26 protein-coding genes are annotated in these 25399 nt (G+C 60.1%); 14 read left to right on the plus strand and 12 right to left on the minus strand.

The window, feature by feature from the left end; genetic code table 11:
• Positions 1 to 179: 179 nt before the first annotated feature.
• Positions 180 to 1220, plus strand: coding sequence for a DNA-binding protein (locus ACGLWX_RS01250; protein ID WP_396236676.1), 1041 nt, complete (start codon positions 180 to 182; stop codon positions 1218 to 1220).
• 40 nt (positions 1221 to 1260) lie between these two features.
• Here ACGLWX_RS01250 and ACGLWX_RS01255 read toward each other — a convergent pair whose 3' ends face one another.
• Both ACGLWX_RS01255 and nfuA read right to left on the minus strand, forming a co-directional pair.
• Positions 1261 to 2901, minus strand: a complete 1641-nt coding sequence (locus ACGLWX_RS01255) for a BCCT family transporter (RefSeq protein WP_252108770.1) — start codon at positions 2899 to 2901, stop codon at positions 1261 to 1263.
• Between the two features lie 283 nt (positions 2902 to 3184).
• Entirely contained in the window at positions 3185 to 3787 is a 603-nt protein-coding gene (gene nfuA, locus ACGLWX_RS01260; RefSeq protein WP_396236678.1) for a Fe-S biogenesis protein NfuA, read from the minus strand.
• 279 nt (positions 3788 to 4066) lie between these two features.
• Between nfuA and metH the strand changes: the two genes are divergently transcribed.
• The 3 genes from metH to ACGLWX_RS01275 all read left to right on the plus strand — a co-directional run bounded on the left by metH (position 4067) and on the right by ACGLWX_RS01275 (position 10156).
• Complete coding sequence (gene metH, locus ACGLWX_RS01265; protein WP_396236680.1) at positions 4067 to 7783, plus strand: methionine synthase; 3717 nt, start codon at positions 4067 to 4069, stop codon at positions 7781 to 7783.
• 179 nt (positions 7784 to 7962) lie between these two features.
• Positions 7963 to 9618 carry a nitrite/sulfite reductase gene (locus ACGLWX_RS01270; protein ID WP_396236682.1) on the plus strand — a complete coding sequence of 552 codons (1656 nt, stop codon included), beginning with the start codon at positions 7963 to 7965 and terminating at the stop codon, positions 9616 to 9618.
• Positions 9608 to 10156, plus strand: a complete 549-nt coding sequence (locus tag ACGLWX_RS01275) for a DUF934 domain-containing protein (RefSeq protein ID WP_396236684.1) — start codon at positions 9608 to 9610, stop codon at positions 10154 to 10156. The genes ACGLWX_RS01270 and ACGLWX_RS01275 overlap by 11 nt, the downstream gene beginning before the upstream one ends.
• A 91-nt stretch (positions 10157 to 10247) precedes the next feature.
• On the opposite strand, the gene smrA is transcribed toward ACGLWX_RS01275, so the two are convergent.
• A complete protein-coding gene (smrA, locus tag ACGLWX_RS01280) occupies positions 10248 to 10850 on the minus strand; it encodes a DNA endonuclease SmrA (RefSeq protein WP_252108775.1) in 603 nt (200 codons plus the stop codon).
• 137 nt (positions 10851 to 10987) lie between these two features.
• Between smrA and ACGLWX_RS01285 the strand changes: the two genes are divergently transcribed.
• The 4 genes from ACGLWX_RS01285 (at position 10988) to pdxH (ending at position 13284) form a co-directional block, all read left to right on the plus strand.
• Positions 10988 to 11566: a gamma-glutamylcyclotransferase family protein gene (locus ACGLWX_RS01285; protein ID WP_396236686.1), complete on the plus strand. Its 579-nt coding sequence runs from the start codon at positions 10988 to 10990 to the stop codon at positions 11564 to 11566.
• Complete coding sequence (gene wrbA / locus ACGLWX_RS01290) at positions 11563 to 12186, plus strand: NAD(P)H:quinone oxidoreductase (RefSeq protein WP_252108776.1); 624 nt, start codon at positions 11563 to 11565, stop codon at positions 12184 to 12186. Before ACGLWX_RS01285 ends, wrbA begins: the two co-directional genes overlap by 4 nt.
• On the plus strand, positions 12183 to 12572 hold the full coding sequence (locus tag ACGLWX_RS01295; RefSeq protein ID WP_396236688.1) for a DUF2069 domain-containing protein: 390 nt from the start codon (positions 12183 to 12185) through the stop codon (positions 12570 to 12572). Before wrbA ends, ACGLWX_RS01295 begins: the two co-directional genes overlap by 4 nt.
• Positions 12573 to 12639: 67 nt before the next feature.
• The gene (gene pdxH, locus ACGLWX_RS01300) at positions 12640 to 13284 is read left to right on the plus strand and encodes a pyridoxamine 5'-phosphate oxidase (protein WP_396236690.1); all 645 of its coding nucleotides are present in this window, start codon (positions 12640 to 12642) and stop codon (positions 13282 to 13284) included.
• 69 nt (positions 13285 to 13353) lie between these two features.
• On the opposite strand, the gene ACGLWX_RS01305 is transcribed toward pdxH, so the two are convergent.
• Positions 13354 to 16101: a GNAT family N-acetyltransferase gene (locus tag ACGLWX_RS01305; protein WP_396236692.1), complete on the minus strand. Its 2748-nt coding sequence runs from the start codon at positions 16099 to 16101 to the stop codon at positions 13354 to 13356.
• A 99-nt stretch (positions 16102 to 16200) separates the two neighbouring features.
• On the opposite strand from ACGLWX_RS01305, the gene ACGLWX_RS01310 reads away from it, so the two are divergent.
• A complete protein-coding gene (locus ACGLWX_RS01310) occupies positions 16201 to 17154 on the plus strand; it encodes a histone deacetylase family protein (protein WP_396236694.1) in 954 nt (317 codons plus the stop codon).
• 86 nt (positions 17155 to 17240) lie between these two features.
• The gene (locus ACGLWX_RS01315) at positions 17241 to 17873 is read left to right on the plus strand and encodes a helix-turn-helix domain-containing protein (RefSeq protein ID WP_396236696.1); all 633 of its coding nucleotides are present in this window, start codon (positions 17241 to 17243) and stop codon (positions 17871 to 17873) included.
• Positions 17874 to 17879: 6 nt separating this feature from the next.
• Here the strand turns inward: ACGLWX_RS01315 and ACGLWX_RS01320 are convergent, their stop codons facing one another.
• The 5 genes from ACGLWX_RS01320 to ACGLWX_RS01340 form a co-directional block, all read right to left on the minus strand.
• A complete protein-coding gene (locus ACGLWX_RS01320) occupies positions 17880 to 18230 on the minus strand; it encodes a TusE/DsrC/DsvC family sulfur relay protein (RefSeq protein ID WP_396236698.1) in 351 nt (116 codons plus the stop codon).
• A 1-nt stretch (position 18231) separates the two neighbouring features.
• Positions 18232 to 18519, minus strand: coding sequence for a sulfurtransferase complex subunit TusB (tusB, locus tag ACGLWX_RS01325; RefSeq protein ID WP_396236700.1), 288 nt, complete (start codon positions 18517 to 18519; stop codon positions 18232 to 18234).
• A gap of 25 nt (positions 18520 to 18544) precedes the next feature.
• Positions 18545 to 18910, minus strand: coding sequence for a DsrE family protein (locus ACGLWX_RS01330; RefSeq protein WP_396236702.1), 366 nt, complete (start codon positions 18908 to 18910; stop codon positions 18545 to 18547).
• Positions 18911 to 18959: 49 nt separating this feature from the next.
• Positions 18960 to 19349, minus strand: coding sequence for a sulfurtransferase complex subunit TusD (gene tusD, locus ACGLWX_RS01335; protein ID WP_396236704.1), 390 nt, complete (start codon positions 19347 to 19349; stop codon positions 18960 to 18962).
• A gap of 115 nt (positions 19350 to 19464) precedes the next feature.
• Positions 19465 to 20145, minus strand: a complete 681-nt coding sequence (locus ACGLWX_RS01340; RefSeq protein WP_396236706.1) for a Bax inhibitor-1/YccA family protein — start codon at positions 20143 to 20145, stop codon at positions 19465 to 19467.
• A gap of 204 nt (positions 20146 to 20349) precedes the next feature.
• Here ACGLWX_RS01340 and ACGLWX_RS01345 point away from each other — a divergent pair, with 204 nt between their 5' ends.
• Positions 20350 to 21120: a dienelactone hydrolase family protein gene (locus ACGLWX_RS01345; RefSeq protein ID WP_396236708.1), complete on the plus strand. Its 771-nt coding sequence runs from the start codon at positions 20350 to 20352 to the stop codon at positions 21118 to 21120.
• Between the two features lie 69 nt (positions 21121 to 21189).
• Here ACGLWX_RS01345 and ACGLWX_RS01350 read toward each other — a convergent pair whose 3' ends face one another.
• Positions 21190 to 21366: a hypothetical protein gene (locus ACGLWX_RS01350; protein ID WP_252108788.1), complete on the minus strand. Its 177-nt coding sequence runs from the start codon at positions 21364 to 21366 to the stop codon at positions 21190 to 21192.
• A gap of 102 nt (positions 21367 to 21468) precedes the next feature.
• Here ACGLWX_RS01350 and ACGLWX_RS01355 point away from each other — a divergent pair, with 102 nt between their 5' ends.
• Complete coding sequence (locus ACGLWX_RS01355; RefSeq protein WP_252108789.1) at positions 21469 to 21642, plus strand: hypothetical protein; 174 nt, start codon at positions 21469 to 21471, stop codon at positions 21640 to 21642.
• A gap of 64 nt (positions 21643 to 21706) precedes the next feature.
• Here the strand turns inward: ACGLWX_RS01355 and ACGLWX_RS01360 are convergent, their stop codons facing one another.
• Entirely contained in the window at positions 21707 to 21934 is a 228-nt protein-coding gene (locus tag ACGLWX_RS01360; protein WP_252108790.1) for a hypothetical protein, read from the minus strand.
• A gap of 495 nt (positions 21935 to 22429) precedes the next feature.
• Here ACGLWX_RS01360 and ACGLWX_RS01365 point away from each other — a divergent pair, with 495 nt between their 5' ends.
• Complete coding sequence (locus tag ACGLWX_RS01365; RefSeq protein ID WP_396236710.1) at positions 22430 to 23098, plus strand: 7-cyano-7-deazaguanine/7-aminomethyl-7-deazaguanine transporter; 669 nt, start codon at positions 22430 to 22432, stop codon at positions 23096 to 23098.
• 30 nt (positions 23099 to 23128) lie between these two features.
• A complete protein-coding gene (locus ACGLWX_RS01370) occupies positions 23129 to 23944 on the plus strand; it encodes an alpha/beta fold hydrolase (protein ID WP_396236712.1) in 816 nt (271 codons plus the stop codon).
• Here ACGLWX_RS01370 and ACGLWX_RS01375 read toward each other — a convergent pair.
• Positions 23941 to 25326: an exonuclease domain-containing protein gene (locus ACGLWX_RS01375; protein WP_396236714.1), complete on the minus strand. Its 1386-nt coding sequence runs from the start codon at positions 25324 to 25326 to the stop codon at positions 23941 to 23943. The two genes, ACGLWX_RS01370 and ACGLWX_RS01375, sit on opposite strands and share 4 nt — an antisense overlap.
• Between the last annotated feature and the right edge of the window lie 73 nt (positions 25327 to 25399).

The raw sequence follows: 25399 nt of genomic DNA on the forward strand, positions 1-25399 counted from the left end.
TGCCTCATGCCTCTCGTCAGATTCTGCCGTCACGACTCCTAAAACTCAAGATAATACGTGTAATCTTGAATTTAATAATTATTTGATAAATAAAATTACGTATTACATTTTACGTAAATTTGTTTTCACCGAAGAGTTGTCGCAAAATAGCGCTTTTAACAGTCATCAGGATCAGCATCATGGCGCGTAGCGGCATTCAGTACGGCGACGTTCAGCAGGCGATCGATACGCTGTTGAGTCAGGGCGATACTCCCAGCGTTCAGCGCATTCGCGAGGTGCTCGGTACCGGCAGTTTCACCACCATCAGCGAGCACTTTCGTCAGTGGCGCAGCGAGCGTGAGCAAAACCGCGACGTGCCGCCCCCCAAAGGCGTGCCGGAAGTCGTGGTGACGATGGCAAGCGAGCTATGGCGCGAGGCCCAGGAGGTGGCCAACCAGGCGCTGGCCCACTACCGCGAAGATGCCACCCGTCAGATCGATGAGGCCAGGGAAGCTGCCGAGCGCGCCGATCAGCTCGCCCTCGACGCCCAGCAGCGCGAAAACGCGCTCGCCGAGCATCTGCGCCATACCGAAGCACGGCTGGAAACACTGAACCGCGAACTCGCCACGCTGGAATCAAACCAGGGCCAGCTCGTCGAGCAGGCAGGCCGCGCAGAGCAGCAGACAGAACGCACCCAAAAGGCATTCGAGGCTTTAGAGAAGCGCTATCACGCGCTCGAAGAGAGCGGCCAAAAGGAGCGCCAGGCGCTTCAAAGCGGCTGGGAGCAGCGGTTGAGCCAGGAAGAGGAGCGCAACGAAGCCTCGGAAGGCAAGCTCATGGCGCTATTGGATACGCTGAGACAGGAACGCGCCCAGCAGGACAAGGCGCATCAAAAGCGCGTCAGTCAGATGGAGCAAAAACTGAGTGCTCTGGAAGAGTCGCTGGCGAGCCAAAAGCAGGTACTGCAGCAAAAAAGTCGCGATGAGCAAAACGCTCAAGAGCATTTGAAGCGGCTCGAGCAGGAGAATCAGAGCCTCAAGGAGCAAAACGCAGCGCTTGCGCAAGAGCGCGAAGAGATCGAGCAGCGACTTATAGAGACCCGCTCGAAAGCAAGCGAGGCCAACGCCTGGCAGCAGGCGCTTAACGAGCAGGTCGAAGCACTCCATCGCAAGCTTCAGGAGCTGCCTCAAACCCTTGAAGCGGCGCGCCACAAAGAAGAGACGAAAAAGCCACCCCGCTGACGGAGTGGCCTTGAAATGTGAACCGATTAGAACCAGGCGCTCAGGTTTGTGGCTTCGGCGCCTCGTCCTCGGATTCCTCGGGCAGCTCCCAGGTGCCTTCCTCGCTCCAGGGATCGTTCTCCGGAAACTCCTCGATGTTGATCTCGGGGTCCGAGTAGTCCGGCTGGTAGCGCAGATCATACTTCGCCGCGCGCACCATCGAGATCATCAAGAGCACCGCGATCAGCAGAAGCGGCACGCCGCTGACGATACTGGCGGTTTGCAGCGTTTCGAGCCCGCCCAAAAACAGCAGTGACATGGGCAGAAACGACAGCGTAAACGCCCAGAACAGACGATGAAATTTCCCCGGCTCCTCTTCCAGATTCTTCTCCGCTGCAGACGAGAGAATGTAGGCGATAGAGTCGAAGGTGGTCGCGGTGAAGATCGAAAGCAATATCACCACCGCCGCCGTGACCAGCCAAGTCAGAGGCAATTCGCCGAGCACCGCGTAAAACGCCGCGTTGGCGGAGGTGTCGTTCATGATCTGGATAACGTCCAGAGTGCCGCTCAACTGCAGGTAGAGCCCGTAGTTACCTAGAATGATGAAAAACAGCGCGCAGCCGAGCGAGCCGAAAAAGATCGACCCTGCCACCATGGTCTTGATGCGCCGCCCCTTGGAAATACGCGCGATGAAAAGCCCGACCGTGGGTGCGAACACCAGCCACCAGGCCCAGTAGAAGACCGTCCAGCTACGCGAGAAGCCGGTATCCTCGAAACCGCCAAGCGAACCGAAGGGTTCGGTCCAAGTCGCCATGCGCACGAGATTGCTTAGCATCAGGCCGATCGAGTTGAGCCCGGTATCCAGAATGAACACCGTGGGCCCGGCCACCAGAATGAACAGCAGTACGCCAAGACCCAGCCACATGTTGATGTCGGACAAAAGCTCGATACCGCCCTTGAGGCCGCGCCAGGCGCTGGCGGCGAAGAGCGCCGTGGTACCTATCAGCACCAGAATCTGGCTGAAGGCGTTCGGAGTGAAGTTGAAAAGATTGCCCAGACCCTCGTTGACCAGCGGCACCAGAATGCCCAGTGACGTCGCACCGCCGCCCAGCATGCCGAAGATGAACAGGATATTGATGACATTGCCCAGCCAGCTTCGCGCGAGCTTCTCCCCCAGCACGGGGCGAATCGCTTCGCTGATGCGCAGCACCTTGTTCTTGCGCACGTGCAGAAAGTACGCCATGGGCAGCGCCGGCACGAGATAGATCGACCAGGCGATCGGCCCCCAGTGGAACATGCCGTAGGTGGCCGCCCAAGCGGTCGCCTCTTCGGAAAACGGCTCGAGATGAAACGGCGGCGACTGCAGGTAGTACATCCACTCCACCATTCCCCAGAATACCACCGCCCCACCGATACCGGCGGCGAACAGCATCGCCCCCCAGGAGAGCAGCGAAAACTCCGGCTCGGTATCGATATCGCCAAGCTTTATCTGGCCGATATCGCTGAACACGATGTAGAGCATGAAGCCCAGTGAGGCGAGCCCCATCCCCAAATAGAGCATGCCGAAATTGCGCGACACGAACTGCTGCGCCGCCATGACCCAAACGCGCCCCACTTCAGGAAAGAGGATCAAAGGCAGCGTAACCAGCAACAAAAGGCCCAGCGAGCCGAAAAAGATCGGCTTGTGAATATTGGATAACATCGGCGATGTTTTAATGATCTTGTCTCCCGAACTTGTTAGTAGCGGTATTAGTGATTGAACTCAAAAGCGCGAGGCTCGCGCCGCCCGTCTCTACTCAACCATACTACCGAGCGCCGTTTTATCAATTGAGGGAAGCAGTCTAGCGTTGACTGTAGGTTAAAACGTCGCTGTCGACCGGCACAGTGTCATCGACACGGGCGTCACAAATGCAAAAAAAAGCGCCCCGCTATAGCGGGGCGCTTTTTACTGGAAAGCATGCTCGATAGAGCCTTTCAAGCACGCATCAATAGTAAGCGTTGGTGGTATCCGTATGGTCGGTCACATCGCGAATGCCGGAAAGCTCCGGAATGCGCTCGATCAGCGTTTTCTCGACGCCGTCCTTTAGCGTCAAATCCACCGCCGCGCAGCCTTGGCAGCCGCCACCGAAGGCGAGGATCGCCACCTTCTCTTCGGTCAGCTCGATCAGTTTGATCTCGCCGCCGTGGGCGGCAAGGCCCGGGTTGATCTCGCTATAAAGCACGTAGTTGATGCGGTCTTCCAGGGGGCTATCCGCATTCACCTTGGGCATCTTGGCGTTGGGCGCCTTGATGGTGAGCTGCCCGCCCATGCGGTCGGCGTTGAAATCCACCACCGCCTCTTCCAAAAACGCCAAGCTGTTCTTGTCGAGATAAACGTTGATCTTCTCGAGTTCGAGCAGCACGTCCGTGGGTTCTTCTTCACCCGGGCGGCAGTAGGCCAGGCAGGTTTCCGCGTAGGGGGTGCCGGGCTGGGTGATAAAGATACGCACCGCAATGCCATCCACGTTTTGCTTTTCCAACAGTTCCGCGAGATAGCCCTGGGCGCTATCGGTAATGTCGATGCCGGGCGCTTCGATAGTCGTGGTCATGAGCGGTTTAATCCTCCTGTGGTAGCGGCGGTGCCGCGTCACATGTCATTTGCCTCTATGGTAAGCAAAACCGACTGCGGACACAATCCCGACCATTTTAGTAAACTATTAGTTCCAGCGGCGTTTAATCGCCCTGCCACCGTCGATTTGGCGCGAAAGCCTGGCCAGGTGACGCCCCGAGTGCTGCCCCGGGCAAGCGCGTTTGATATGATGAGCGCCATTTGCGTCGATGTTCGCGCCGAACTTCCCTGATTGCGCTGTTGGAGACTCCCCTTCGCCATGGCTTTACGAGATATGACCGCATCGCTCACCCAACGTCTTTCCCGAAACATCCTGCTTCTGGATGGCGGTATGGGCACCATGTTGCAAAACGCAGCGCTCAGCGAGGCGGAGTTTCGTGGCGAGCGCTTCAAGGAGTGGCCGTCGGATCTCAAGGGTAACAACGATCTGCTGGCGCTGACCCAGCCCGAGCTGGTCGCGCGCATCCACCGCGACTACCTCGAGGCCGGCGCGGACATTCTCGAGACCAACACCTTCAACAGCACCCGTCTCTCCCAAGCTGACTACGGCATGGAAGCGCTGGTGGTCGAGCTCAACCGCGAAGCCGCGCGGCTTGCACGTCAAGTGTGCGACGACGTGACTGAGGCGACCGGCGTGCCGCGCTTCGTGGCCGGCGTATTGGGCCCGACCTCGCGCACCGCCTCGCTCTCACCGGACGTCAACGACCCGGCCAAGCGTAACGTCACTTTCGACGCGCTGTATGAGAACTATTATGAGGCGGCGGCGGCGCTGATCGATGGCGGCAGCGACCTGATCATGATCGAGACAATCTTCGACACGCTCAACGCCAAGGCGGCGATCTACGCGCTTGAAGTGCTGTTCGAGGATCTGGGCAAGCGCCTGCCCGTAATGATCTCAGGCACTATCACCGACGCCTCCGGGCGTACGCTGTCGGGGCAGACGACCGAGGCGTTCTGGAATTCGGTACGCCACGCCAAGCCCCTGACCGTCGGGCTCAACTGCGCCCTCGGCGCCGAGGAGCTGCGCCCGTATCTCGAAGAGCTCTCGACCCGCGCCGACACCTACGTCTCTGCCCACCCCAACGCCGGGCTTCCCAACGAGTTCGGCGAGTACGACCAGACCCCCGAAGAGATGGCGGCCATCGTCGGCGAGTTCGCCCAAAGCGGGCTGGTCAACATCATCGGCGGCTGCTGCGGCTCGACCCCGGAGCACATTCGCGCCATTGCCGACGCGGTGCGAAGCGTTGCGCCGCGCCAAGTTCCGGAGCGCTCGAAGGCGTGCCGGCTCTCCGGGCTCGAGCCGTTCAACATCGAGGCGGACTCGCTGTTCGTCAACGTCGGTGAGCGCACCAACGTCACAGGCTCCGCGCGCTTCAAGCGCCTGATCGTCGAGGAGGATTTCACCACCGCGCTGGAAGTCGCACTCGAGCAGGTCGAGAACGGCGCCCAGGTGATCGACATCAACATGGACGAAGGGATGCTCGAATCCCAGGAGGCCATGGAGCGTTTCTTGAACCTGATCGCCGGCGAGCCGGACATCGCCCGCGTGCCGATCATGATCGACTCCTCCAAGTGGGAGATCATCGAAACCGGGCTCAAGTGCGTGCAGGGGAAGGCGGTGGTCAACTCGATCTCGCTAAAGGAAGGCGAAGCCGCCTTTCGCGAGCAGGCCACCAAGTGCATGCGCTATGGGGCCGCCATCGTGGTCATGGCGTTCGACGAAGAGGGCCAGGCGGACACCTTCGCGCGCAAGACCGAAATCTGCGAGCGGGCGTATCGCCTGCTGGTCGACGAGATCGGCTTTCCCGCCGAAGACATCATTTTCGATCCCAACATCTTTGCCATCGCCACCGGCATCGAAGAGCACAATAACTACGCGGTGGACTTCATCGAAGCCTGCCACTGGATTCGCGAGCACCTGCCCCACGCCATGATCTCCGGCGGCGTCTCCAACGTGTCGTTCTCCTTTCGCGGCAACAACCCGGTGCGCGAGGCGATCCACTCGGTGTTCTTGTACCACGCGATCAAGAACGGCCTCTCCATGGGTATCGTCAACGCCGGCCAGCTCGCGGTTTATGACGACCTGCCGGCCAAGCTTCGCGATGCGGTCGAGGCCGTGGTGCTCAACCGCCGCGATGACGCTACCGAGCGCCTTTTGGACATCGCCGACGAGTACAAGGGCGACGGCAGCAGTAGCCCGAAAAAAGAGGATCTTGAGTGGCGCGGCTTCCCGGTGAACAAGCGCATTGAGCACGCGCTGGTCAAGGGCATCACCGCCCACATCGAAGCCGACACCGAAGAGGCCCGCGCCCAAGCCGCACGCCCCATCGAGGTGATCGAAGGCCCCTTGATGGACGGCATGAACGTGGTCGGCGATCTGTTTGGCGCCGGCAAAATGTTTCTGCCCCAGGTGGTTAAATCCGCCCGCGTCATGAAACAGGCGGTGGCGTATCTGATTCCCTACATCGAGGCGGAAAAGAGCGAGGACACCCAGGCCAAGGGCAAGATCGTCATGGCCACGGTGAAAGGCGACGTGCACGACATCGGCAAGAACATCGTCGGCGTAGTGCTTCAGTGCAACAACTACGAAGTGATCGACCTGGGCGTGATGGTGCCCGCCGAGAAGATCCTCAAGGCCGCCGAGGAGCACAACGCGGACATTATCGGCCTCTCCGGGCTGATTACGCCGTCGCTTGACGAGATGGTTCACGTGGCGAAAGAGATGCAACGCCGCGGCATGGACCTGCCGCTTCTGATCGGCGGGGCCACCACCTCGAAAGCGCACACCGCGGTGAAAATCGAGCCGCAGTACGAGCACCCGGTGATCTACGTCACCGACGCCTCGCGGGCCGTCGGCGTGGCCGGGCGCCTTTTGACGCCGAGCCTGAAGGCGGAGTACGTGCAGAGCATTCGCGACGAGTACGTGGTGGTGCGCGAGCGCAACGCCAAGCGCCGCCCCAAGGCGGCGGATCTCGACTACACCCAGGCGCGCAAGCGCCGCTTCAAGACCGACTGGAACGAAGTGACGCCCGTCGCCCCTTTGCAGCCCGGCATCACCGTGTTCGAGAACTACGATTTGCGCGAATTGGTCGAGCGCATCGACTGGACGCCGTTTTTCATGAGCTGGCAGCTCGCCGGCAAGTACCCGAAGATTCTCAACGACGAAGTCGTCGGCGAGGCGGCGCGCAACCTGTTCGAGGACGCCCAGGTGATGCTCGAAAAGCTGCTCTCCGAGGGCCATATCCACGCCCGCGGGGTAATCGGGCTGTGGCCGGCGAACACGGTGGATGACGACGTCATCGAGGTCTACTCGGATGAAAACCGCGAGCAGGTCGTCGAGCGGCTGCATCACATTCGCCAACAGACCACCAAAGGCCGGGACGGACTTTGCTATAGTCTCGCGGACTTCGTCGCGCCGAAGGAGAGCGGCAAACCCGACTGGATCGGCGGCTTCGCGGTCACCACCGGTCACGGCGTCGACGAACTCTCGAAAGCCTACGAAAAAGCCGGCGACGACTACAGCGCGATCATGGTCCAGGCGCTGACCGACCGGCTGGCGGAGGCGTTTGCCGAGCGCATCCACGAACGGGTGCGCAAGGAGTTCTGGGGCTACGTTAAAGACGAAACGCTCGATAACGACGCGCTGATCGCCGAGAAGTATCAGGGCATTCGCCCGGCGCCGGGTTATCCCGCCTGCCCGGACCATACCGAGAAAGCGACCCTGTTCAGGCTTTTAAACGCGACCGAGAACACCGGGCTCGCTTTAACCGAGAACTTCGCCATGTGGCCGGCGGCAGCGGTGTCCGGCTGGTACTTCGCCCACCCGCAGTCGAAGTACTTCTCGACGGGCAAGATCACCCGCGACCAGGTCGAGGCACTGGCGGCGCGCAAGGCCATGAGCCTCGAGGAGCTCGAGCGCTGGCTTTCGCCGGTACTCTCCTACGAGCCAGAGCCGGTAGCCAGCGCTTCGGCTTAAAGCTGTGGCCTATGGCGTCGGCTTTACAACCGGCGCCGGCGTGGATACGCTTTATAAATATCATTCAAGAATAAAAAGATAATTATATATTCTTTCATAGAATATGCCGATCTACGTTAAGGTGACGGCACTAAACCGTCCGTCCCGACGTGACCATTTCGCCATGCAGGACCGTGCACATGTACCGTTACGATATTCACGACCAAACGCTCGTTGACGAGCGGGTCGCTCAGTTTCGCGATCAGATGGAGCGTTACCACGCCGGCACGCTCGGTGAAGAGGAATTTCGCCCGCTGCGCCTGCAAAACGGTTTGTATATTCAGCGCCATGCGCCGATGCTGCGTATCGCCATTCCCTATGGCATGCTCGCCGGTCATCAGTTAAAGGCGCTGGCCGAGATCACGCGCCGCTATGACCGTGGCTACGGCCACTTCACCACGCGCCAGAACCTGCAGCTCAACTGGCCGGCGCTGGAAGACGTGCCGGACATTCTGGGCGAGCTCGCCAAGGTGCAGATGCACGCCATCCAGACCAGCGGCAACTGTATCCGTAATACGACCAGCGACCAGTTCGCCGGTATCGCCAACGACGAAGTCGAAGACCCGCGCCCTTGGTGCGAGCTGATCCGCCAGTGGTCCACGCTGCACCCGGAGTTCGCTTACCTTCCGCGCAAGTTCAAGATCGCGGTCAGCGGTGCCGACCACGACCGCGCGGCGATCCAGGTTCACGATATCGGCCTGCGCTTCTGGTACAACGCTGAGGGCGAGCTGCGTGTTAAGGTACTCGCCGGTGGCGGGCTGGGCCGTACGCCGATGATCGCCGAAACCGTGCGCGAGGACCTGCCCTGGCAGCACCTGCTCACCTATCTCGAAGCCTGCGTTCGCGTCTATAACCAGTTCGGCCGCCGCGACAACAAGTTCAAGGCGCGTATCAAGATTCTGGTCAAGGCGCTGGGCGTCGAGGAGTACCGCCGCCGCGTCGAAGAAGAGTGGGCGCACCTGAAAGACGGCCCGCAGACGCTTAACCAGGCAGCAGTGGATGACGCCAAGCGCCACTTCCCCGAGCCCGAGCGCCGCCCAGTCGATGAAAGCGCCATACAGGCTTTCGAGACATTACGCGGTGAGAACCGCGCCTTTGCGCGCTTTGTCACCAACAACGTGACCGACCACAAGGTGCCGGGCTACAAGGCGGTAACGCTCTCGCTCAAGCGCCGCGAGCACGCACCGGGCGATGTGACCGCCGACCAGATGGACGCGGTGGCGGATCTTGCCGACCGTTATGGCTTCGGTGAAATTCGCGTGACCCACGAACAGAACCTGGTGCTATCAGACGTGCCGGTCGACGAGATCGAAACGCTTTGGCAGGAGCTCGAGGCGCTCGGCATGGCCAACCCCACCGTCGGCACGCTCAACGACATCATCTGCTGCCCCGGCGGCGACTACTGCAGCCTGGCAAACGCGGTTTCGATCCCGATCGCCCAGTCGCTGCAGGAGCGCTTCGAGGATCTCGACTTCCTCTATGACCTAGGCCCGATCGATCTCAATATTTCGGGCTGCATGAACGCCTGCGGTCACCACCACGTCGGCCATATCGGCATTCTTGGGGTCGATAAAAAGGGCGAGGAGTATTACCAGGTCTCGATCGGCGGTAACTCCACCGATGACGCCTCGCTTGGCAAGATTCTGGGCCCGTCGTTTTTCCGCGAAGACGTGCCCAGCGTGGTTGAAAAAGTGCTCGAAGTGTACGTGGCCGAGCGCCACGAGGACGAGCGTTTTCTCGATACCTACCGCCGCATCGGTCTGAAACCCTTCAAGGAGCGCGTGTATGCCCACTGATGCCAACGACGCCGCTGCACAGGAAGCGGCATCCACGCCGGTTCACGTCGACCACCTGATCGTTGACGGCGAACTTGCCGCCGAAAACGCTTGGTGCGTCTCTTATGACGCTGAGGCTCTACCCGAGCAACTGCCGGCGTTCGTGCCGCTGGCGCTCTGGCGCGAGCACGCCGAAGACACCGACCTCGCCCCGCTTTTGACCAGCGATACCGAGCTGACACCGGCGCTGGGTGAAGAGCTTAAGCAGGTCCAGGCGGTGGCGATCGACTTCCCCGCGTTCACCGACGGTCGCGGCTACAGCCTGGCGCGGCTTCTGCGCGAGCGCTACGGCGTCACCGGCGAGCTTCGCGCCGTGGGCGACGTGCTGATCGACCAGCTCAACTACATGGAGCGTTGCGGCTTCAACGCCATGGCGTTGCGCCAGGATCAAGACCCGGAGACCGCCCTGCGCGCGCTCAAGGCATTCAGCGTGCGCTATCAGACCGACGTCCAGACGCGCTCCGCGCTGTTCGAGCGCCGCTTGGCCTCTGCCGAGTAACAACTTTGGAAAACCGAGCGGCCGCTTCTTGGCCGCTCATTTAAAAGGGCAGCCCTCGGGCTGCCCTTTTTGTCGTTGGTGCATCGGCACGCTAGCCGCGGCGCTTTTGCTGGCGCTCGCGGTTATTGGCCTTGGCCCGGTCACTTTTGCGCAGCATCACCCAAGTCGCTCCGAGCCCACCGTCGGAAGACTGCGCCGAGACGTACGCCTGAACCTCGTCGAACTGGCAGAGCCACTTTGCCAGGTACGAGCGCAGCACGTTGGCGGGGCTGTCGATCTCACGCCCGCGGCCGTGAACGATCATTACCGAGCGCAGATCGTGACTATAGGCGTCCTGGATAAAGGGAAAGAGCATTCGCCGACACTCGGCGAGTGGGCGCCTCAACAGGTGGAGCTGAGCCTGAACGGGATAGCCACCGTGTTTGAGTTTATCGACCACGCCCTGCTGGATACCCTCGCGGCGATACTCGATGGGGTCGAACGGTGGCAACAGATCGACGAAGTCGTCGGACAGAAAGTTGTTCTGCTCAGTAGCCGCCTCGGCGCTTTCACGCCGGGCCAGCTGCGCCTCGGACGGGCGAGAGCGCCGGTCGCCCGTATCCGCCCGGCGGCCCTTTGCCAGGGGTTTCACATCACCGACAAAAGCGCGAAAATCCATGTCCTCACGAAAGTCATCACGAAGTGGCTGATTCATGGCGGGCTCCTCGGAGTGGGTGCAATCGATATCCTGGCATAAAGCGGCGCCGGGCTTAAGGGCTCTCTTTTCAAAGGGCGCTCTTGCATAACGCGTTTTGCATCATACAGGGTCGGCTAACACTACAAGGATAGAACATGATCTGGATAAAAAGGGGGTTGGCCTTGGCGCTACTCGCCGTGCTGGCCGTGGCGCTGTGGCTCTGGCTGACCATGCTGAGCCCCTGGTTTTACGAGCGCCCGGCCCACATTGAGCCTATCGAGCAGCGAAGCCATCAGGTATTCGTCTACGGCACGCTGCGTTTTGCTCCGGTGCGCTGGGTGGTGATGCTGTCCACCGGCGAGGCGCAAGCTGACGCACTCAGCGGCTTTACCAAAAACGGCCTCGATCTTTCACCATCCCCGCAGGGCTCGGTTCAAGGGCTTCTGCTCACCGTCACGCCTCGGGAGCTTTCTCGGCTCGACCGCTACGAGCGGCTGGGCGTTCGTTACCGCCGTGAAGAGGTGGAGCTTGAAAGCGGCGAAGCCGCGTGGGTCTATCGGCGCCTGAGCGCATCATCCAACGCGGCTGCGCCAAACGAGCAGGCTCTGGTAGGATATAAGTTAGTGGCGCTTGCCGGCTCAGGCATCCCGGCTCTGCCGGGCTACGACCTGCCGGCGGCGAACGACGCAATTGATCCGCGCGCCAAGACTCGGCTTTTCAAGGACACCCCATGAGCGACAACACCCCTTATATTCTGGTTCTTTACTATTCGCGCTCCGGCGCCACGCGGGAGATGGCGCGCCAAGTGGCGGCGGGGGTTGAAAGCGTGGCAGGTATCAAGGCGCGGCTTCGCACGGTGCCGTCGGTCTCTCCCACCACCGAGGCGGTTGAAAGCGAGGTGCCGGAGGAAGGCGCCATCTACGCTGACCTCGAAGATCTTCGCCACTGTAGCGGTCTGGCGCTGGGAAGCCCCACTCGATTTGGCAACATTGCCGCCCCGCTCAAGTACTTTCTCGATACCACGAGCAATCTCTGGATGAACGGCGCGCTGATCGACAAGCCCGCCACCTGCTTCACCTCGACCTCGAGCATGCACGGCGGTCAGGAGAGTACGCTTTTGACCATGCTGGTGCCGCTTTTGCACCACGGCATGGTCTACGCGGGCATCCCCTATAATGAAACCGAGCTGATCGAGACCCAAACCGGCGGCACGCCCTACGGGGCGAGCCACGTGGCCGGCGGGCGTAGCGACCGGGTGATCGACGAGCACGAGCGTGCGCTGTGTGTCGCCCAAGGCAGGCGCGTGGCGCGGCTGGCGGTGGCGCTCGAGGCGCTTCGCGAGGCATCCTCATGAGGCAGTGGCTTCTCGATCTGGAGCGCCGTCATGGGCGGCAGGCGCTTAGCGAGAAAACGCGCCGGGTGGTGTTGGTCAGCTTCGTGGTACTGCTGGGGCTTGTAATGCTGCGCGGCTTTCAGGTTCAGGGGGACGAATACAGCTGGCGCCCGGTACTGGCCTTCGCCCTGCCACTGTTGCTCTTTTTGCCGTCGATCATCGGCAAGCGGCCCCGGGGCCACGCCTGGCTCGCCTTCGTCAGCCTTTTATACATCGCCCAAGGCGTGATGTTTGCCGCGGCCACCGGGCAGTTTCTGCGCGGCGCGCTTGAAATCGCCGCCGCTGCCGCGCTGTTCGTCGGCTCGCTTGGCTATGCCCGGTTTGGCCCTCAAAAGGCGCCGCGCTGACCGCCTCGGTGAAAACGATAGTCAATACAAATCAAGATACTCAACAACGCTTCAGGGAGCAGCGATCATGAACCGCGATATTGCCGATGTTCGGCGCGACTACGAAGGCGGGCTGTTGGAAGAAGCCGTCATGCCGGACGACCCGTTCACGCTTTTCGACCAGTGGTTAGAGGCCGCTCTCGAAAGCGATGGCCAGGACGCCAACGCCATGACGCTGGCCACCGCCGATAGCCAGGGCCACCCTCACGCCCGCGTGGTGCTGTTGAAAGGGGTCGACGCCCAAGGGCTGGTCTTTTATACCAACTACCACAGCCATAAGGGCAGCGAGCTTGCCAACGTGCCCTTTGCGGCGGCAACGTTCTGGTGGCCGGGTCTTTCTCGCCAGGTACGAGTCGAGGGGGCGGTCGAGCAAGTCGCCCCGGAAGAGTCTGATGCCTATTTCCAGAGCCGGCCACGGGGTAGCCAGCTTGGCGCTTGGATCGCGACTCAAAGCGTAGTAATTCCGGATCGCAAATGGATCGAGGAGCGCCAGGTTCGCTTCGAGCACGCCTACGATGGCCAGCCCATTCCGCGGCCGATCCATTGGGGCGGTTATCGCATCAAGCCGGACATGATCGAATTCTGGCAAGGCCAGCCTAGCCGTCTGCACGACCGGGTGCGTTTCGAGCGCCAGGATGACGGCCCCTGGAGCCGTTTTCGCCTCGCGCCTTGATACACGCGTTGAAAAACGCCCCTGGCAGCAAAGGCTGCCAGGGGCGTTTTCATTCACGGAGTTGAAGGTTCAATCCGGCAGGCTTTCAAGGCGATGGCGCTGCCAATCGCTGTCCGGCTCGTTGAGACGTAGTACGGCATCGATCACCTGCTCGTCCATGTTGTAGCGGCTGGTGAACCCCAAATGCTTCATCAGCGCGCGCATCGGGTGATTATCCATCATGATTTTGCCGATCATTTCGATGGTGCCCACGCTCTGGCAATAGCTGATCATTTTTTCCATCAATAGCTTACCGATTCCCAACCCTTGCAGATCGTCACGTACGATGATCGAGAACTCGGTACGCAGGTTATCGGCGTCGTTGTAGACCCGCACCACCCCCAGCATCTCCTTGCTACCGTCGTCGTGCTGGTGCTCGGCGATGAACGCCATCTGACGGTCGTAGTTGATGTGCGAAAGGATCGAGAGATCCCGCTGGGACAGGTTCGACTTGTTGTGGAAGTAGCGAAACCGAATGCTCTCCTCGGAAAGCCGGGTGTGAAAGCGGGTAATCAGCGGCGCATCCTCGGCACGAATCGGGCGCACTTCGACCTGCCAACCGTTTTTAAGCGTGACCCACTCACGAAGCTCTTCCGGATAGGGCATGATCGCAAAGCGCGCCGGTGGGCCGAGATCCATGGCGAAATCCACCGCGAGCAGCCCATCGCGGTTCAACAAAAGCGGGTTGAGCTCGAGCCCGCGCAGATCCACCAGATCCGAGGCCATCTGCGAAAGCTTCACCAGCAGCTGGCAAAGTCGCTCTATGTCGCGCTCCGCCTCTCCAGAGTGCTCGCGAATCAGCGAGGCGGCGTGGGTGCGCCCCACCATGTCCGCGGCCAGGCTCATGTTCAGCGGCGGCAGCGCCACCTGGCGATCTGCCAGCACATTCACCTTGTAGCCGCCGATCCCGAACACGATCAAGGGGCCGAACACCGGGTCGCGAGTGATGCCGGCGCAGATCTGCATCGAGTGCTTGCCGCGCTGCATTGGCTGCAGGCAGTACTCGCGAATGGTGTATTCGGGAAACTTTTCCTGCACCTTGTCGCCCAAGCGCTGAACGCCGTCGGCGACCTGGCTTGGGGTGTCCAGATCCTGCAGCAGCCCGGCGGAGATCTTGTGCGGGTGGCGGCGGTAACGGTACGGGTGGCAGTTGCCATCGTGCACCACCTTGAGTGCCTTGGGCCCGACGAAGTGCCCCTGCTCCTTGAGCGCATCGCTCGGTTTTTGCAAATAGACGCTCGGCGCGGTGGGGATTCCGTAGGCCTCGAGCACTTTTGCGGTTTCCGAGTGAGTGAGCGCGTAGCGTCGCTGCTCTTTGGCTATCGCGATTAGCTCTCGGCAAGCTTGGCGGTCCGCGGGACGGGTATTGAAGGTCAAACTCGGCGGAATCTCATGCAAAAGCGCCTGTACCCGCTGGTAGTCGACCATGTGCATGAACGCCTTGACCGCTTTTTCCGGCGAAATATAGGTGGGAATACCCGCCGCACTACACGTGCTGCGCGCCTTCGAGGCCTCTTTTAGGCCCATCCAACTGGTCAACAGATTGCGCCGAAAGCGCTTGCGGTTATCGATCAGCGCCTGAGCGGTTTCGACCGAGGGTGCCAGGCGGGTCGGTGCATGTACGACCAGTACCGCGTCAACGTTGGGGTCGGCGGTAACGATCTCCAGCGCCTCGACGAAACGCGCGGGCGTCGCGTTGCCGCCCAAGTCCACCGGGTTCTCGCCGGGCTTGCTTCGGTCCACCTTGCGCTCGGTAAGCTGCGTCTGCGTGGCGTCGCTGAAAACGGCGAGCTTGCCGCCGGCACTAATGAGTTTGTCGATCGCCAGCATCGCCGGACCCAGGCCGTTGGAGACCACTGCCAAGCGGTCGCCGCGCAGAGGGCGCATGCGTGAAAGCGTCTCTAGCGCATCGAACAGCTCATCGGAATCATTGACGCGAACCACCCCAGCGCGAGCAAAGGCGGCGTCGAAGACCACGTCGCGGTTAGCAATGCCCGGCGTTGGTGCCATGTCGGAAAGATCTGATTCTGGCGTACGTCCGCTTTTGATCGCCAGCACCAGGCGATTGCGCGAGGCGTCGCGCACCGAGGTCATGAAGTGCTGGGCATCCTTGATGCGCTCCAGGTGAAGCAGAATCGCCTGGGCCGGCGAGAACTGGTTCACGTAGTCGATCAAATCCGGCAGCAGTACATCGACGCTGTCGCCGACGGTGATCAGGTGAGAAAAGCCCACGTCGCGCCCCGCCGCCCAGTCGATCATCGCATTGGCAAGCATGCCGGACTGCCCCAGATACGCCACCCGCCCGGGCTTGACCGGCTGGCTGGCGTAGGAGACGTTGAGCTTTTTGCTGGGAACGATCAACCCCATGCACTCCGGGCCCAGCACACGAATGCCGGACTCGCGAGCAGCCTGAAGCATCTGCTCGCGAATCGAGCCTTGGCTGCCCTGCTCGCGGTCCAGATACGCCCCGCCCGAGAGCACCAGCGCCGCGCGCACGCCTTTTTTGCCCAGCGCCTGAATTAGCGCTGGCGCGCCTTCCACCGGCGAGCAGATCACCGCAAGCCCCGGCGGCGCCGGCAGCTCATCGATGCTGGCAAAGCACGGCACGCCGAAAACCTCGTCGTAGCCTTTTAAATTGACCGCCCAAAGTTTACCTTTGAACCCACCCTCCTGGAGGTTGCCGAGCACCAACCCGCCCAAGGACTCCGGCTTTTCAGAGGCGCCAAAAACGGCGATCGTTTGCGGCTCGAAAAAGTGATGTAAAAAGCGGGTGCTCACGAACGCATCTCCTGGGAGTATTTCATGTACGACTTATGATCAGTGTCGCGCACGCACTCATAGCGATTAAGGTAGCCTGACATTGAATGGAGCGCCTGCATGATTACCGCCTACCTTACCCATCCCGACTGCGTCTTGCACCATATGGGCCCGGACCACCCGGAAAGTCCCGCGCGGCTCGAGGCCATACGGGCGCGCCTGTCGCTGGACGGGCTCTTGCAGCAAACCATGCAGGGCGAGGCCAGGGAAGTCGAGCCGGCAGCGCTCGAGCGGGTTCACGCAAAGCGCCATCTCGAAGCGCTCGCGCGCTGCCTCCCGGAGCAGGGGCTCACAGCGCTCGATAGCGATACGCTGATGAACCCGGATACGCTCAGAGCGGCCCGGGTAGCGGCGGGCGCGGTGGTCAAGGGCATTGATCAGGTGTTCAAGCGCCAGGCCGACAACGTGTTCTGCGCCGTGCGCCCGCCGGGCCACCACGCCGAGGCCGCCGAAGCGATGGGGTTTTGTTTTTACAACAACGTCGCCGTTGGCGCAGCCCACGCCCGCGAGCACCACGGTGCCCAGCGCGTCGCGATTCTTGATTTCGACGTTCACCAGTGCAACGGCACCATCGATATCTTCAAAAATGATCCCAACGTGTTGATCTGCACAAGCTACCAGTTCCCCTTCTACCCCTGGCGCTATCTCAAAAGCGAGTGGCCGAACGTGGTCAATACCCCGCTCGAGGCGGGTACGGGCAGCGCGGGTTTTAGATCGGCGGTCGAGCAGCAGTGGCTGCCCGCGCTTCACGACTTCAAGCCGGATCTGGTGCTGCTTTCTACCGGCTTCGATGCCCACCGCGACGACCCCATGGGCGAGCTCGAGCTGGAGGACGAGGATTACTACTGGATAACCTGCCAAGCCATGGAGATTGCAAAGCGTTACGCTGAAAACCGCTTGGTGTCGGTCCTCGAGGGCGGCTACAACCCGAAATCACTAGCCAGCGGCTGCAGCGAGCACCTCAAGGCGCTACTGGGGCTGCCTTTCGAGGCCACCCCCGGCGCCGGCGCATAAGCGCCGGGTGAAACGGCGTAAAGGGCAATCGTGATAACATGGCGCCTTGACGAGGGTAACGACAGGCAACAGGACGGCGCTGATTCATGACCGAGACGTATGACGAGCACGCGGCCTTAAGGATCGCTTCGGGGCGCAAGGAGTTCGTCGAGCCGCTTCGCTTGGGCGCCAGGCTCAAGGAGATTCGCCTGGCCAATACCTGGACGCTCGAGGATGTCAGCCGACGTACCGGCATCGCCCGCTCGACGCTATCAAAAATCGAAAACGACCAAGTCTCGCCGACCTTTAGCGTCGTTCAGAAACTCACCTCCGGGCTTGCCATCGACCTGCCCCAGCTGTTCACCCCACCCAGGCGCGAACACTACACCATGGGCCGGCGCGATTTGACGCCCAAAGGCAAGGGCCAGCTTCACCCTACCCCAACTTATGAACACGAGCTTTTGGGTCACCAGCTAGCCCAAAAGCGCATGATCCCCTTCAAGACGGTCGTGCGGGCGCGCAGTTTCGAGGCCTACCAGCAGTGGGTACGCCACGACGGCGAAGAGTTTTTGATGGTGCTGGAAGGCGACATACTGCTCTACAGCGAGTTCTACGCCCCTCAGGCGCTGTCCGAGGGCGATAGCATCTACTTCGACAGCGACATGGGCCACGCGCTGGTATCGACCAGCGTCGAGGATGCAGTGGTGCTGTCCGTATGCACGCGAGGCGATTTAATTTAACCACCTTTAAAGGCAGTTGGTCGGCTTGGGCAGCCCTGCCAAGCGCGCCACGCGCCGCGCCGGGCTTTCCGGAAACAGCGACATCAAATAAAGCGAGTTGCCCTTCTCTCCCCCCAGCGCTTGGCGCGTGGCTTTGACCAGCGGCCGCATGGCCGGCGCCATTTCGAAACGAGCATAAAACTCCCGGACGACCGCGATGATTTCCCAATGTGCTGGCGTCAGGGCCAAGCCCTCATCATTGGCCAGCGCCTCGGCTACCTCATTGCTCCATAACGTTTGATCAACCAAATATCCTTCAGGATCTAATTTTATAGTGTTATTAACATCAAGATAACGGTATAAATTTTCATCTTTCATATTAGTACCAGGTCACACTTCGTTCATGGCGCTCGGATAGCGCTACGAATCCCGCCATGTCCACCATGGATAACGCTTGATTTTCGGCGATTGCAAAAAGCCCTCGTGATACCAGGTCTTCCTGAAGTAAATACAACCGGCCTTTACACTGCTCGAACCCGGCCCATTCGGGCTTGAGGCACGCTTGAACGGCTTTTTCGATCAGCACGACTTCGTCGCTTTCAGCTACCACACGCAGCATCTGCGTCGCGCAACTCGCGTCGACCTGCTGATTTAAAATATGCAGCATGCGCCCTCCTTAACATCGACAACCATTAGAAATGAAGCACGTCTCTCGAACACTGATAGAGCGCTGCCATCTCGTCCTGCGTGATGACCCGCGCAGCCTCGATGAGCTGCGAAGCGTCGAGGCCCTGCTCCGCAAGGCTACTCTCGGGCACCAGCAGCGCTTCGATGTCGTACATTTCAAGCATCTCTAGCGTGGGCAGAATGGCCTTCTGCCCCGGCGCGCCAGCCTGCTGCGCCTTCACCAACGCCAGCGCGCCGTCACCTGCGAATAAAAGCGTGACCGGCTCGCCGAACGCTGCAGCGACCAGCGCCACGTCAAGCCCTTCTCTCAGCGTGTTGGACGCAAAGGGAGCGCTTGTCAGCGTGATCAGACGGACGGAGTGCTCGGTCATCTTGTGCCTCTGGTGGAGAGTTGGGAAAACAGGTTCGGGGGTTGAAGCGTCAGGCGAAGGTAATGAATCGGTCGCAGCTTTTTTGCAGCGTTAAAAGCTGGCCCAGCCCCGTCAGCTCGAATGGCGCTTCCAAACTGTGCTGGGTCAGGCCGTGCCGTTTGGCCTCGGCGTGGTCGAGCACGCCACGGCGAAGCGCCGCCGCCACGCAAACGTCCAGGGTAGTGGCGTGGTCGCGATGAAGCGACGCCCAGGCCTCTCGTAAATTAAGCTCGTCCTGGGGTGGGCTCATCAGCGACGAGGCGTTGTGCACGCCGTCCTGATAGAAAAACACGCCGGTAAGCGTATGGCCCGCGCCGATCACGGCGTGAGCAAAGCGCAGCGCCGAATGCGGGGCCGGGCTTGAATAGGGCGCGCCTGTCACCAGTAGTCCGTACTTCATGGCTTTAACTTCATGCCCCTGACTCCAACACCTGTTCGTTGCGGGCATGAACCGCCCATAAAAAAACAGACCCTACCGAAGTAGGGTCTGTTTGGGTAGCGGGTCGACTAAAAAATCAGTCGTTGCTCATAATACCCAGGATAGAGAGAAGGCTTACGAACAGGTTGTAGATGGAGACGTAAAGGGTGATCGTCGCCAGAATGTAGTTGGTTTCGCCCGCACGGTGAACGATCTCGCTAGTCTGGTACAAAATCGACGCCGAGGCGAACAGTACGAAACCGGCAGAGACCATCAGCGACAGCGCCGGAATCTGGAAGATCAATCCAGCCACCATGGCGAGGACCAGCACGATGGCGCCCGCCATCAGGAAGTTACCAAGGAAGCTGAAGTCCTTTTTAGTCATCAGCGCGACGGCGGAAAGACCGATGAAGGTCAAGCCGGTCATGGCCAGCGCGTTCATGATCAGCGCGCCGCCATTTGGCAGCGTCAGATAAGCTGAGATGATCGGCCCAAGCGTGAAGCCCATGAAGCCCGTGAACGCAAAGGTGGCCAGTAGCCCCGCGGCGGAGTTGGCGGTTTTATGAACCAGAAACATCAGCCCGTAAGCGCCGATGAAGAAAACGAAGATATTCATCTGCTGTACGCCGAGCGCGACAGAGGTGCCAGCAGTAACGGCCGAGAACAGCAGCGTCATGGCCAGAAGTGCATAGGTATTACGCAGTACCTTATTGGCTCTAGCGCCGCTAACCGCCTGATCCTGCTGCGGTCGTACGGTGTGCGAATCGTTGAACGCCATGGTTATAAACTCCCTGGTAGTCGTACTAACAACGGACAAGCATGCCGGTACGTAGTTCCCGGTGCAAGCCCTTCAAATTTAGAAAAAGCTCGTCGTTGGACGATGGTTCAACGCAATGAGTCTATGCTGACTTTACAGATATAACATCACCTCGAATAAATGCGAGTTTATTCTTTCCATGTAAACCCGGTAAAAGGAGTCACCATGACGCTATCCATCCGCCCTATTCTGACGCTTAACGCGCTGGCTGCCGCCACTCTTTTGAGCAGCCAGGCATTTGGCTTTGACCCTCAGGGGGAAGACGTGACCTATCAGGTCGGTGACGAAAGCTTTGAAGGCTATTTCGTTGAGGCTCAGGGCGAATCCAAAGGCAGCGTGCTGATCGTCCATGATTGGGACGGCGTCGATGATTACGAGCGTGAGCGCGCCGACATGCTCGCCGAACAGGGCTACGACGCTTTCGCGGTGGATCTTTTCGGTCAGGGTAACCGCCCCCAAGAAGTGGAAGCGAAGCAGGCCGCCACCAGCGCCCTGTACGAAGACCGTGAGCGGATGCGCGAACTGACGCTGGCAGGATTGAGGCAGGCACGCGAGCACGGTGCAGCAAATGAAACCGTCATCATAGGCTACTGTTTTGGCGGCACTGTGGCACTAGAAATGGCGCGCTCTGGAGAGGCAGAGGGCATTGCCGCCTACACGAGTTTCCACGGCGGCCTTGAAACGCCCGAAGGTCAGTCCTACTCGAGCGATACGCCGCCGATTTTTATCGCTCACGGGGGTGCTGACGAAATGGTAAGCCTGGACGATGTCGCCGACCTCGCCTCACAGCTCGAAGAAGCAAATATCACCTACGAAGTAGGCATCTACTCCGGCGCCCCTCACGCCTTTAGCGTTTTTGGTAGCGACCGTTTTGATGAGCGTGCCGATCAGCGCTCCTGGGCCACCTTTCAAACGTGGCTCGAGGAAATGCTATAAGCCGATCAAGTTAAATAGAGATCGCCCACTTCTGCCCGCCCCTTAGCCGAGATTTTAGGGGCGGGAGTTTCAGCTTTCGACCTCCCGCAAATCCTCGATTTCGACGCCGTCGGGCAGGTCTTCCGCTTCGGCTGGCATCCAAACAGGATGTAGATCGCTATCCTCGCGGCCGTCTTCCAGGGTTTGTCCGGGAATGCGGTAGACAATGCGTTCGCGCTTGACGTCCCAAGCGTAGATTTTATCCATCGGTCCTCCTAGAGGGGGTTGAATCGTTATAGCCCATGCCCAAATGGTGGCATGGCTGCTATCATCGCACAGTGTTAAACACGTCAATGTCAGGAGAAGGTTATGAAGTCCATGTTCGCTTTGGGTTTGGTTGCCATCATGCTGGTAAGCGCCGGTTGCGCCTCAGGCGCTAGCTCTTCGCGCTCGGCAGAGTGTCGTAAACAGGCAGAACAGCTGGGTGATACCATGCACTATGGCGACTGCCTACGCGGCTCACGTACCGAGGCGACCTACTAGGCTACTCATCGAAACGCCTTGACCTCATAAAAAAACGGTTCAGCTTAGGCTGAACCGTTTTTGTTTAATCGTCTGTATCGGCCTTATGAGAGGCTTCTCTCAGCGTTTTTTCGAGCATGTGCTGACCGCCATCTTCTTCGTTGCTGTCATCGACCAGAAAACTTGATCGACGTCCTTTAGGTTTGATATCGGCGCCGCAGCTATCGCAATTTTCCGGATCTTCCGGGGCTCCCTTGGGTTCAGAGGGGTCATACTCCTTGCCACACTGCTCGCACTTCTCAAGATGCTTCATGCTGTTTCTCCTTTCCTGACCACCTGATGATATTGAACACGCTAAGTGCCAATAGGTTCCTGAAAAATCCCCTCAATCAACACCGGCGCGGCGTTAACGGTTTCCGCTATTTCTTGTCACGGTACTGTAGCGAGTGTCGCCCATCGCTTGGGGTCGAGTCTATTCAACTATCTTTCTAATTCAATCTTATAGATAACAATCGATGCGAATGCACGAACGAAATAGTCGCGCCTCATCGACCTTGACTTTCCTGTTGTAGCTTCGCATTTTAAGCGATCTTCAAAGTCGGTTATCACCAGGTCAATACGCAAGCATAACCGCGATTCCAAATGCGCTGGACGCGGCGTTTGGCCGCACACTCAATTGTGCTCCCTCTTTAGAGGGGGGCTTGCTCTCTATTTAATTACTGGAGGGTTTGCGTATAATGCGCGGCCCCGGCGCTTGCGCCCCGTTGAGGGTTCCCTAACCCCTCCTGCTATTAAAAAGGCCTTTCACATGTTTGCACTGACCGACGCTCAGCACCGCCGCTGCCTACTAATCATGGTGCTGTTTCATATCGGCGTTATCGCCGCCAGCAACTACCTCGTACAGCTTCCTTTTACGCTTTTCGGGTTTCATACCACTTGGGGCGCGTTTAGCTTTCCGTTCATTTTTCTGGCCACTGACCTGACCGTTCGCCTGTTCGGCAAGGGGCCGGCGCGGGCGATCATTTTGCGCGTCATGTTCCCGGCGCTTGCGATCTCCTACGTGGTCTCGGTCATCTTCCCTCAAGGGAGCTTCGCCGGCATCGAGGCGCTTGGCGAATGGAACCTGTTCGTGGCGCGCATCGCTCTGGCAAGCTTTCTGGCTTACTTTCTCGGCCAACTGCTCGACGTTCAGGTGTTCGACCGGCTGCGCCAGTGGGCCTGGTGGGTCGCGCCGGTCTTCTCCACCGTGCTGGGCAACCTGGCGGATACGTTCGCCTTTTTCTTCACCGCTTTCTACAATAGCCCGGACCCGTTCATGGCGGCCCACTGGGTAGAAATCGCCGCGGTGGACTACGCGATCAAGCTGGCCATCAGCCTGCTGTTCTTTTTGCCGCTATACGGGCTGCTGCTAGCCTGGCTGACCCGGCGTCTCGTGGTGTGGACAGGACAGCGCGACCACGCCCCAAAAGTCGCCTGATTCAAAAAACGTGCCCATCAAGGAGGCTCAATGAGCCGCGCTACTCCGGTTGATCTTCATTTCATCGAGGCCGACGAAGGCGCCGACCCCGACAAAACGCCGCTCGTCGTGCTGCACGGCCTTCTCGGCAGCGCCGACAACTGGCGCTCGCACCTGAAGGTATGGCAACAGCAGCGCCGGGTGATGGCGGTCGACCTTCGCAACCACGGTCGCTCCCCCCACGCCGACGGCATGGACTACGAGGCGATGAGCCAAGACGTGATCGCGCTGCTCAAAAAGGAGAAGATCGAGCGGGCGCACATTCTGGGTCACTCGATGGGCGGCAAGGTTGCCATCAGCCTGGCGCGGCTGGCGCCGGAGCTTACGGCATCATTAATCGTCGGCGACATCGCTCCGGTTCGCTACGACCACGGCCACGACGACGTTTTCAGCGCCCTGAACGCGGTGCGCGAAGCCAAACCTACCGATCGCAGGAGCGCCGATGCGGTCATGGCCGAGCACGTTGACTCCCGCCCGACGCGTCTTTTCCTGGCGACCAATCTGGTGCGCAATGACGACAAGCAGATGTCGCTACGCGTGGGCCTCGACGAGATACAGGCAGATTATGACGCGATCATCGGCCTGCCCGCCGGCGAAGAGCCCTACCAGGGCCCGACGCTGGTGCTGCGCGGCGCCGACTCGCACTACGTCACCGATGACATGATTCCAGCCTTGAAAGAGATGCTGCCGACCGCACGCGTCATCACGCTCAAAGAGGCGGGCCACTGGCTGCACGCCGACCAGCCCGACGCGTTTCAGCAAGCGGTCAGCACCTTTATAAACGCAGAGGACGACTCCGAGGCCTAAAGCGGCGTGATGCTTAGCCCATGTTCCTCCGGGCTTCGCAGAAAGCGGTTCAGGATGCGATAGGTATCCACGTCGAACTGAACCGCCTCGAAATCGAGCCGTTTGGCCTTATCAAGCGACGCGGCACTGCCGAGATAGCACCAGTGATCCACCGCGTGGTAGGCGCTTTTACGGGTATGGGCGCTTTTTTCGCGAATCACGATCCTGTTCGGCCAGGGCCAAGCGCTCACCTTCAAACGCTCGAGTGCCGCCTGCGCTCTTTCGGTATGCACCTCGAGCGACTCCTTGCCACAGCACGCGCCGGCGCACTTGCCGAGCTGATTGGCAAAGCAGCGCTCTTTTCCCTTCTCAAGCCCCAGCACCTGCGGGCAGAGCTTGTGCTCCTCGATGATCGTTTTGAGTGCCTGCTTGGCCTCGCGCCCGTGGCGAAAAAGCCCGAAGCGCTTGCCCGGTGCCGAGCTGATCAGTACGGAGCTTCCGGCAAGCGTCGGCGCGTGCTCGCCCTCGGGCCAGAACCAGGTTTTCAGCCCACCCTGGCGGCGTAGCTGGCGGTTCATGATCGGCATCAGTTCCTTGATTAGCTGCGCCTCGCGAAGCTGAGCGCCCAAATCGCCGGCGGTCTCCTCCCACTCGATGTGCTGAATCTGCTGGAGCATGCGCATCGCTTTGTCATCCTGATGATCGCGCTGAAAGTGCCCTTTCACCCGGTTTTTCAGGTTAATGCTTTTGCCCACGTAAAGCGGCAGCCGATTATGGCCATAGAAGAGATATACCCCCGGGCGCGGTGGAAGCTCGCTCACCAAAGCGCTGTCGAGATGCGCCGGCAAGTTGCGGTGCTCTCGCTCCTGGCCGGTAGCGGCCTGCCACTGCTCGGCGGGAAAGCGCTGCTGCCAGGCTTGCCACAGCCGCCATAGCGCCTCGGCATCGTCCTCGGCGCGATGGGCGCGTGCGGTCTGGATATCGAAGCGCTCGAGCAGGCTTTTCAGGTTGTGCTGGCGCTGCTCGGGTTCGAGCCTTCGCGAGATACGCAGAGTGCACATCAGCCGGGGGCGATAGTCGATCCCGGCGCGTTTAAAGGCGTTGCGCAAAAAACTCGAGTCGAAGCGGGCGTTATGCGCGACCAGACAGCTCTCGCCAAGCCACGTTTTGAACGCCTCGGCGATCGTCTCAAATCGCGGGGCGTCGGCAACCATATCGTCGTGAATGCCGGTGAGCTTTGAGATGAACGGCGGAATGCTGGTACCCGGGTCGATCAGGCTCACCCAGCGATCAACGATCTCCCCTTCGACCACCTTCAGCGCGGCGATTTCGGTGATGCGATCGCGGGTGGCTCTCGTACCGGTGGTTTCCACATCGATAAACGTCAGAACGGGCTCGCTCATGGCTCTCCGTGTTCGGTGCTCTCTATGGAAAAATCCATGGAAATTTCATGCAGGGATTTTTGAAAAGTGGTGC

The organism is Halomonas sp. HMF6819 (assembly GCF_044335525.1).
In the GTDB taxonomy this organism is placed as follows: domain Bacteria; phylum Pseudomonadota; class Gammaproteobacteria; order Pseudomonadales; family Halomonadaceae; genus Vreelandella.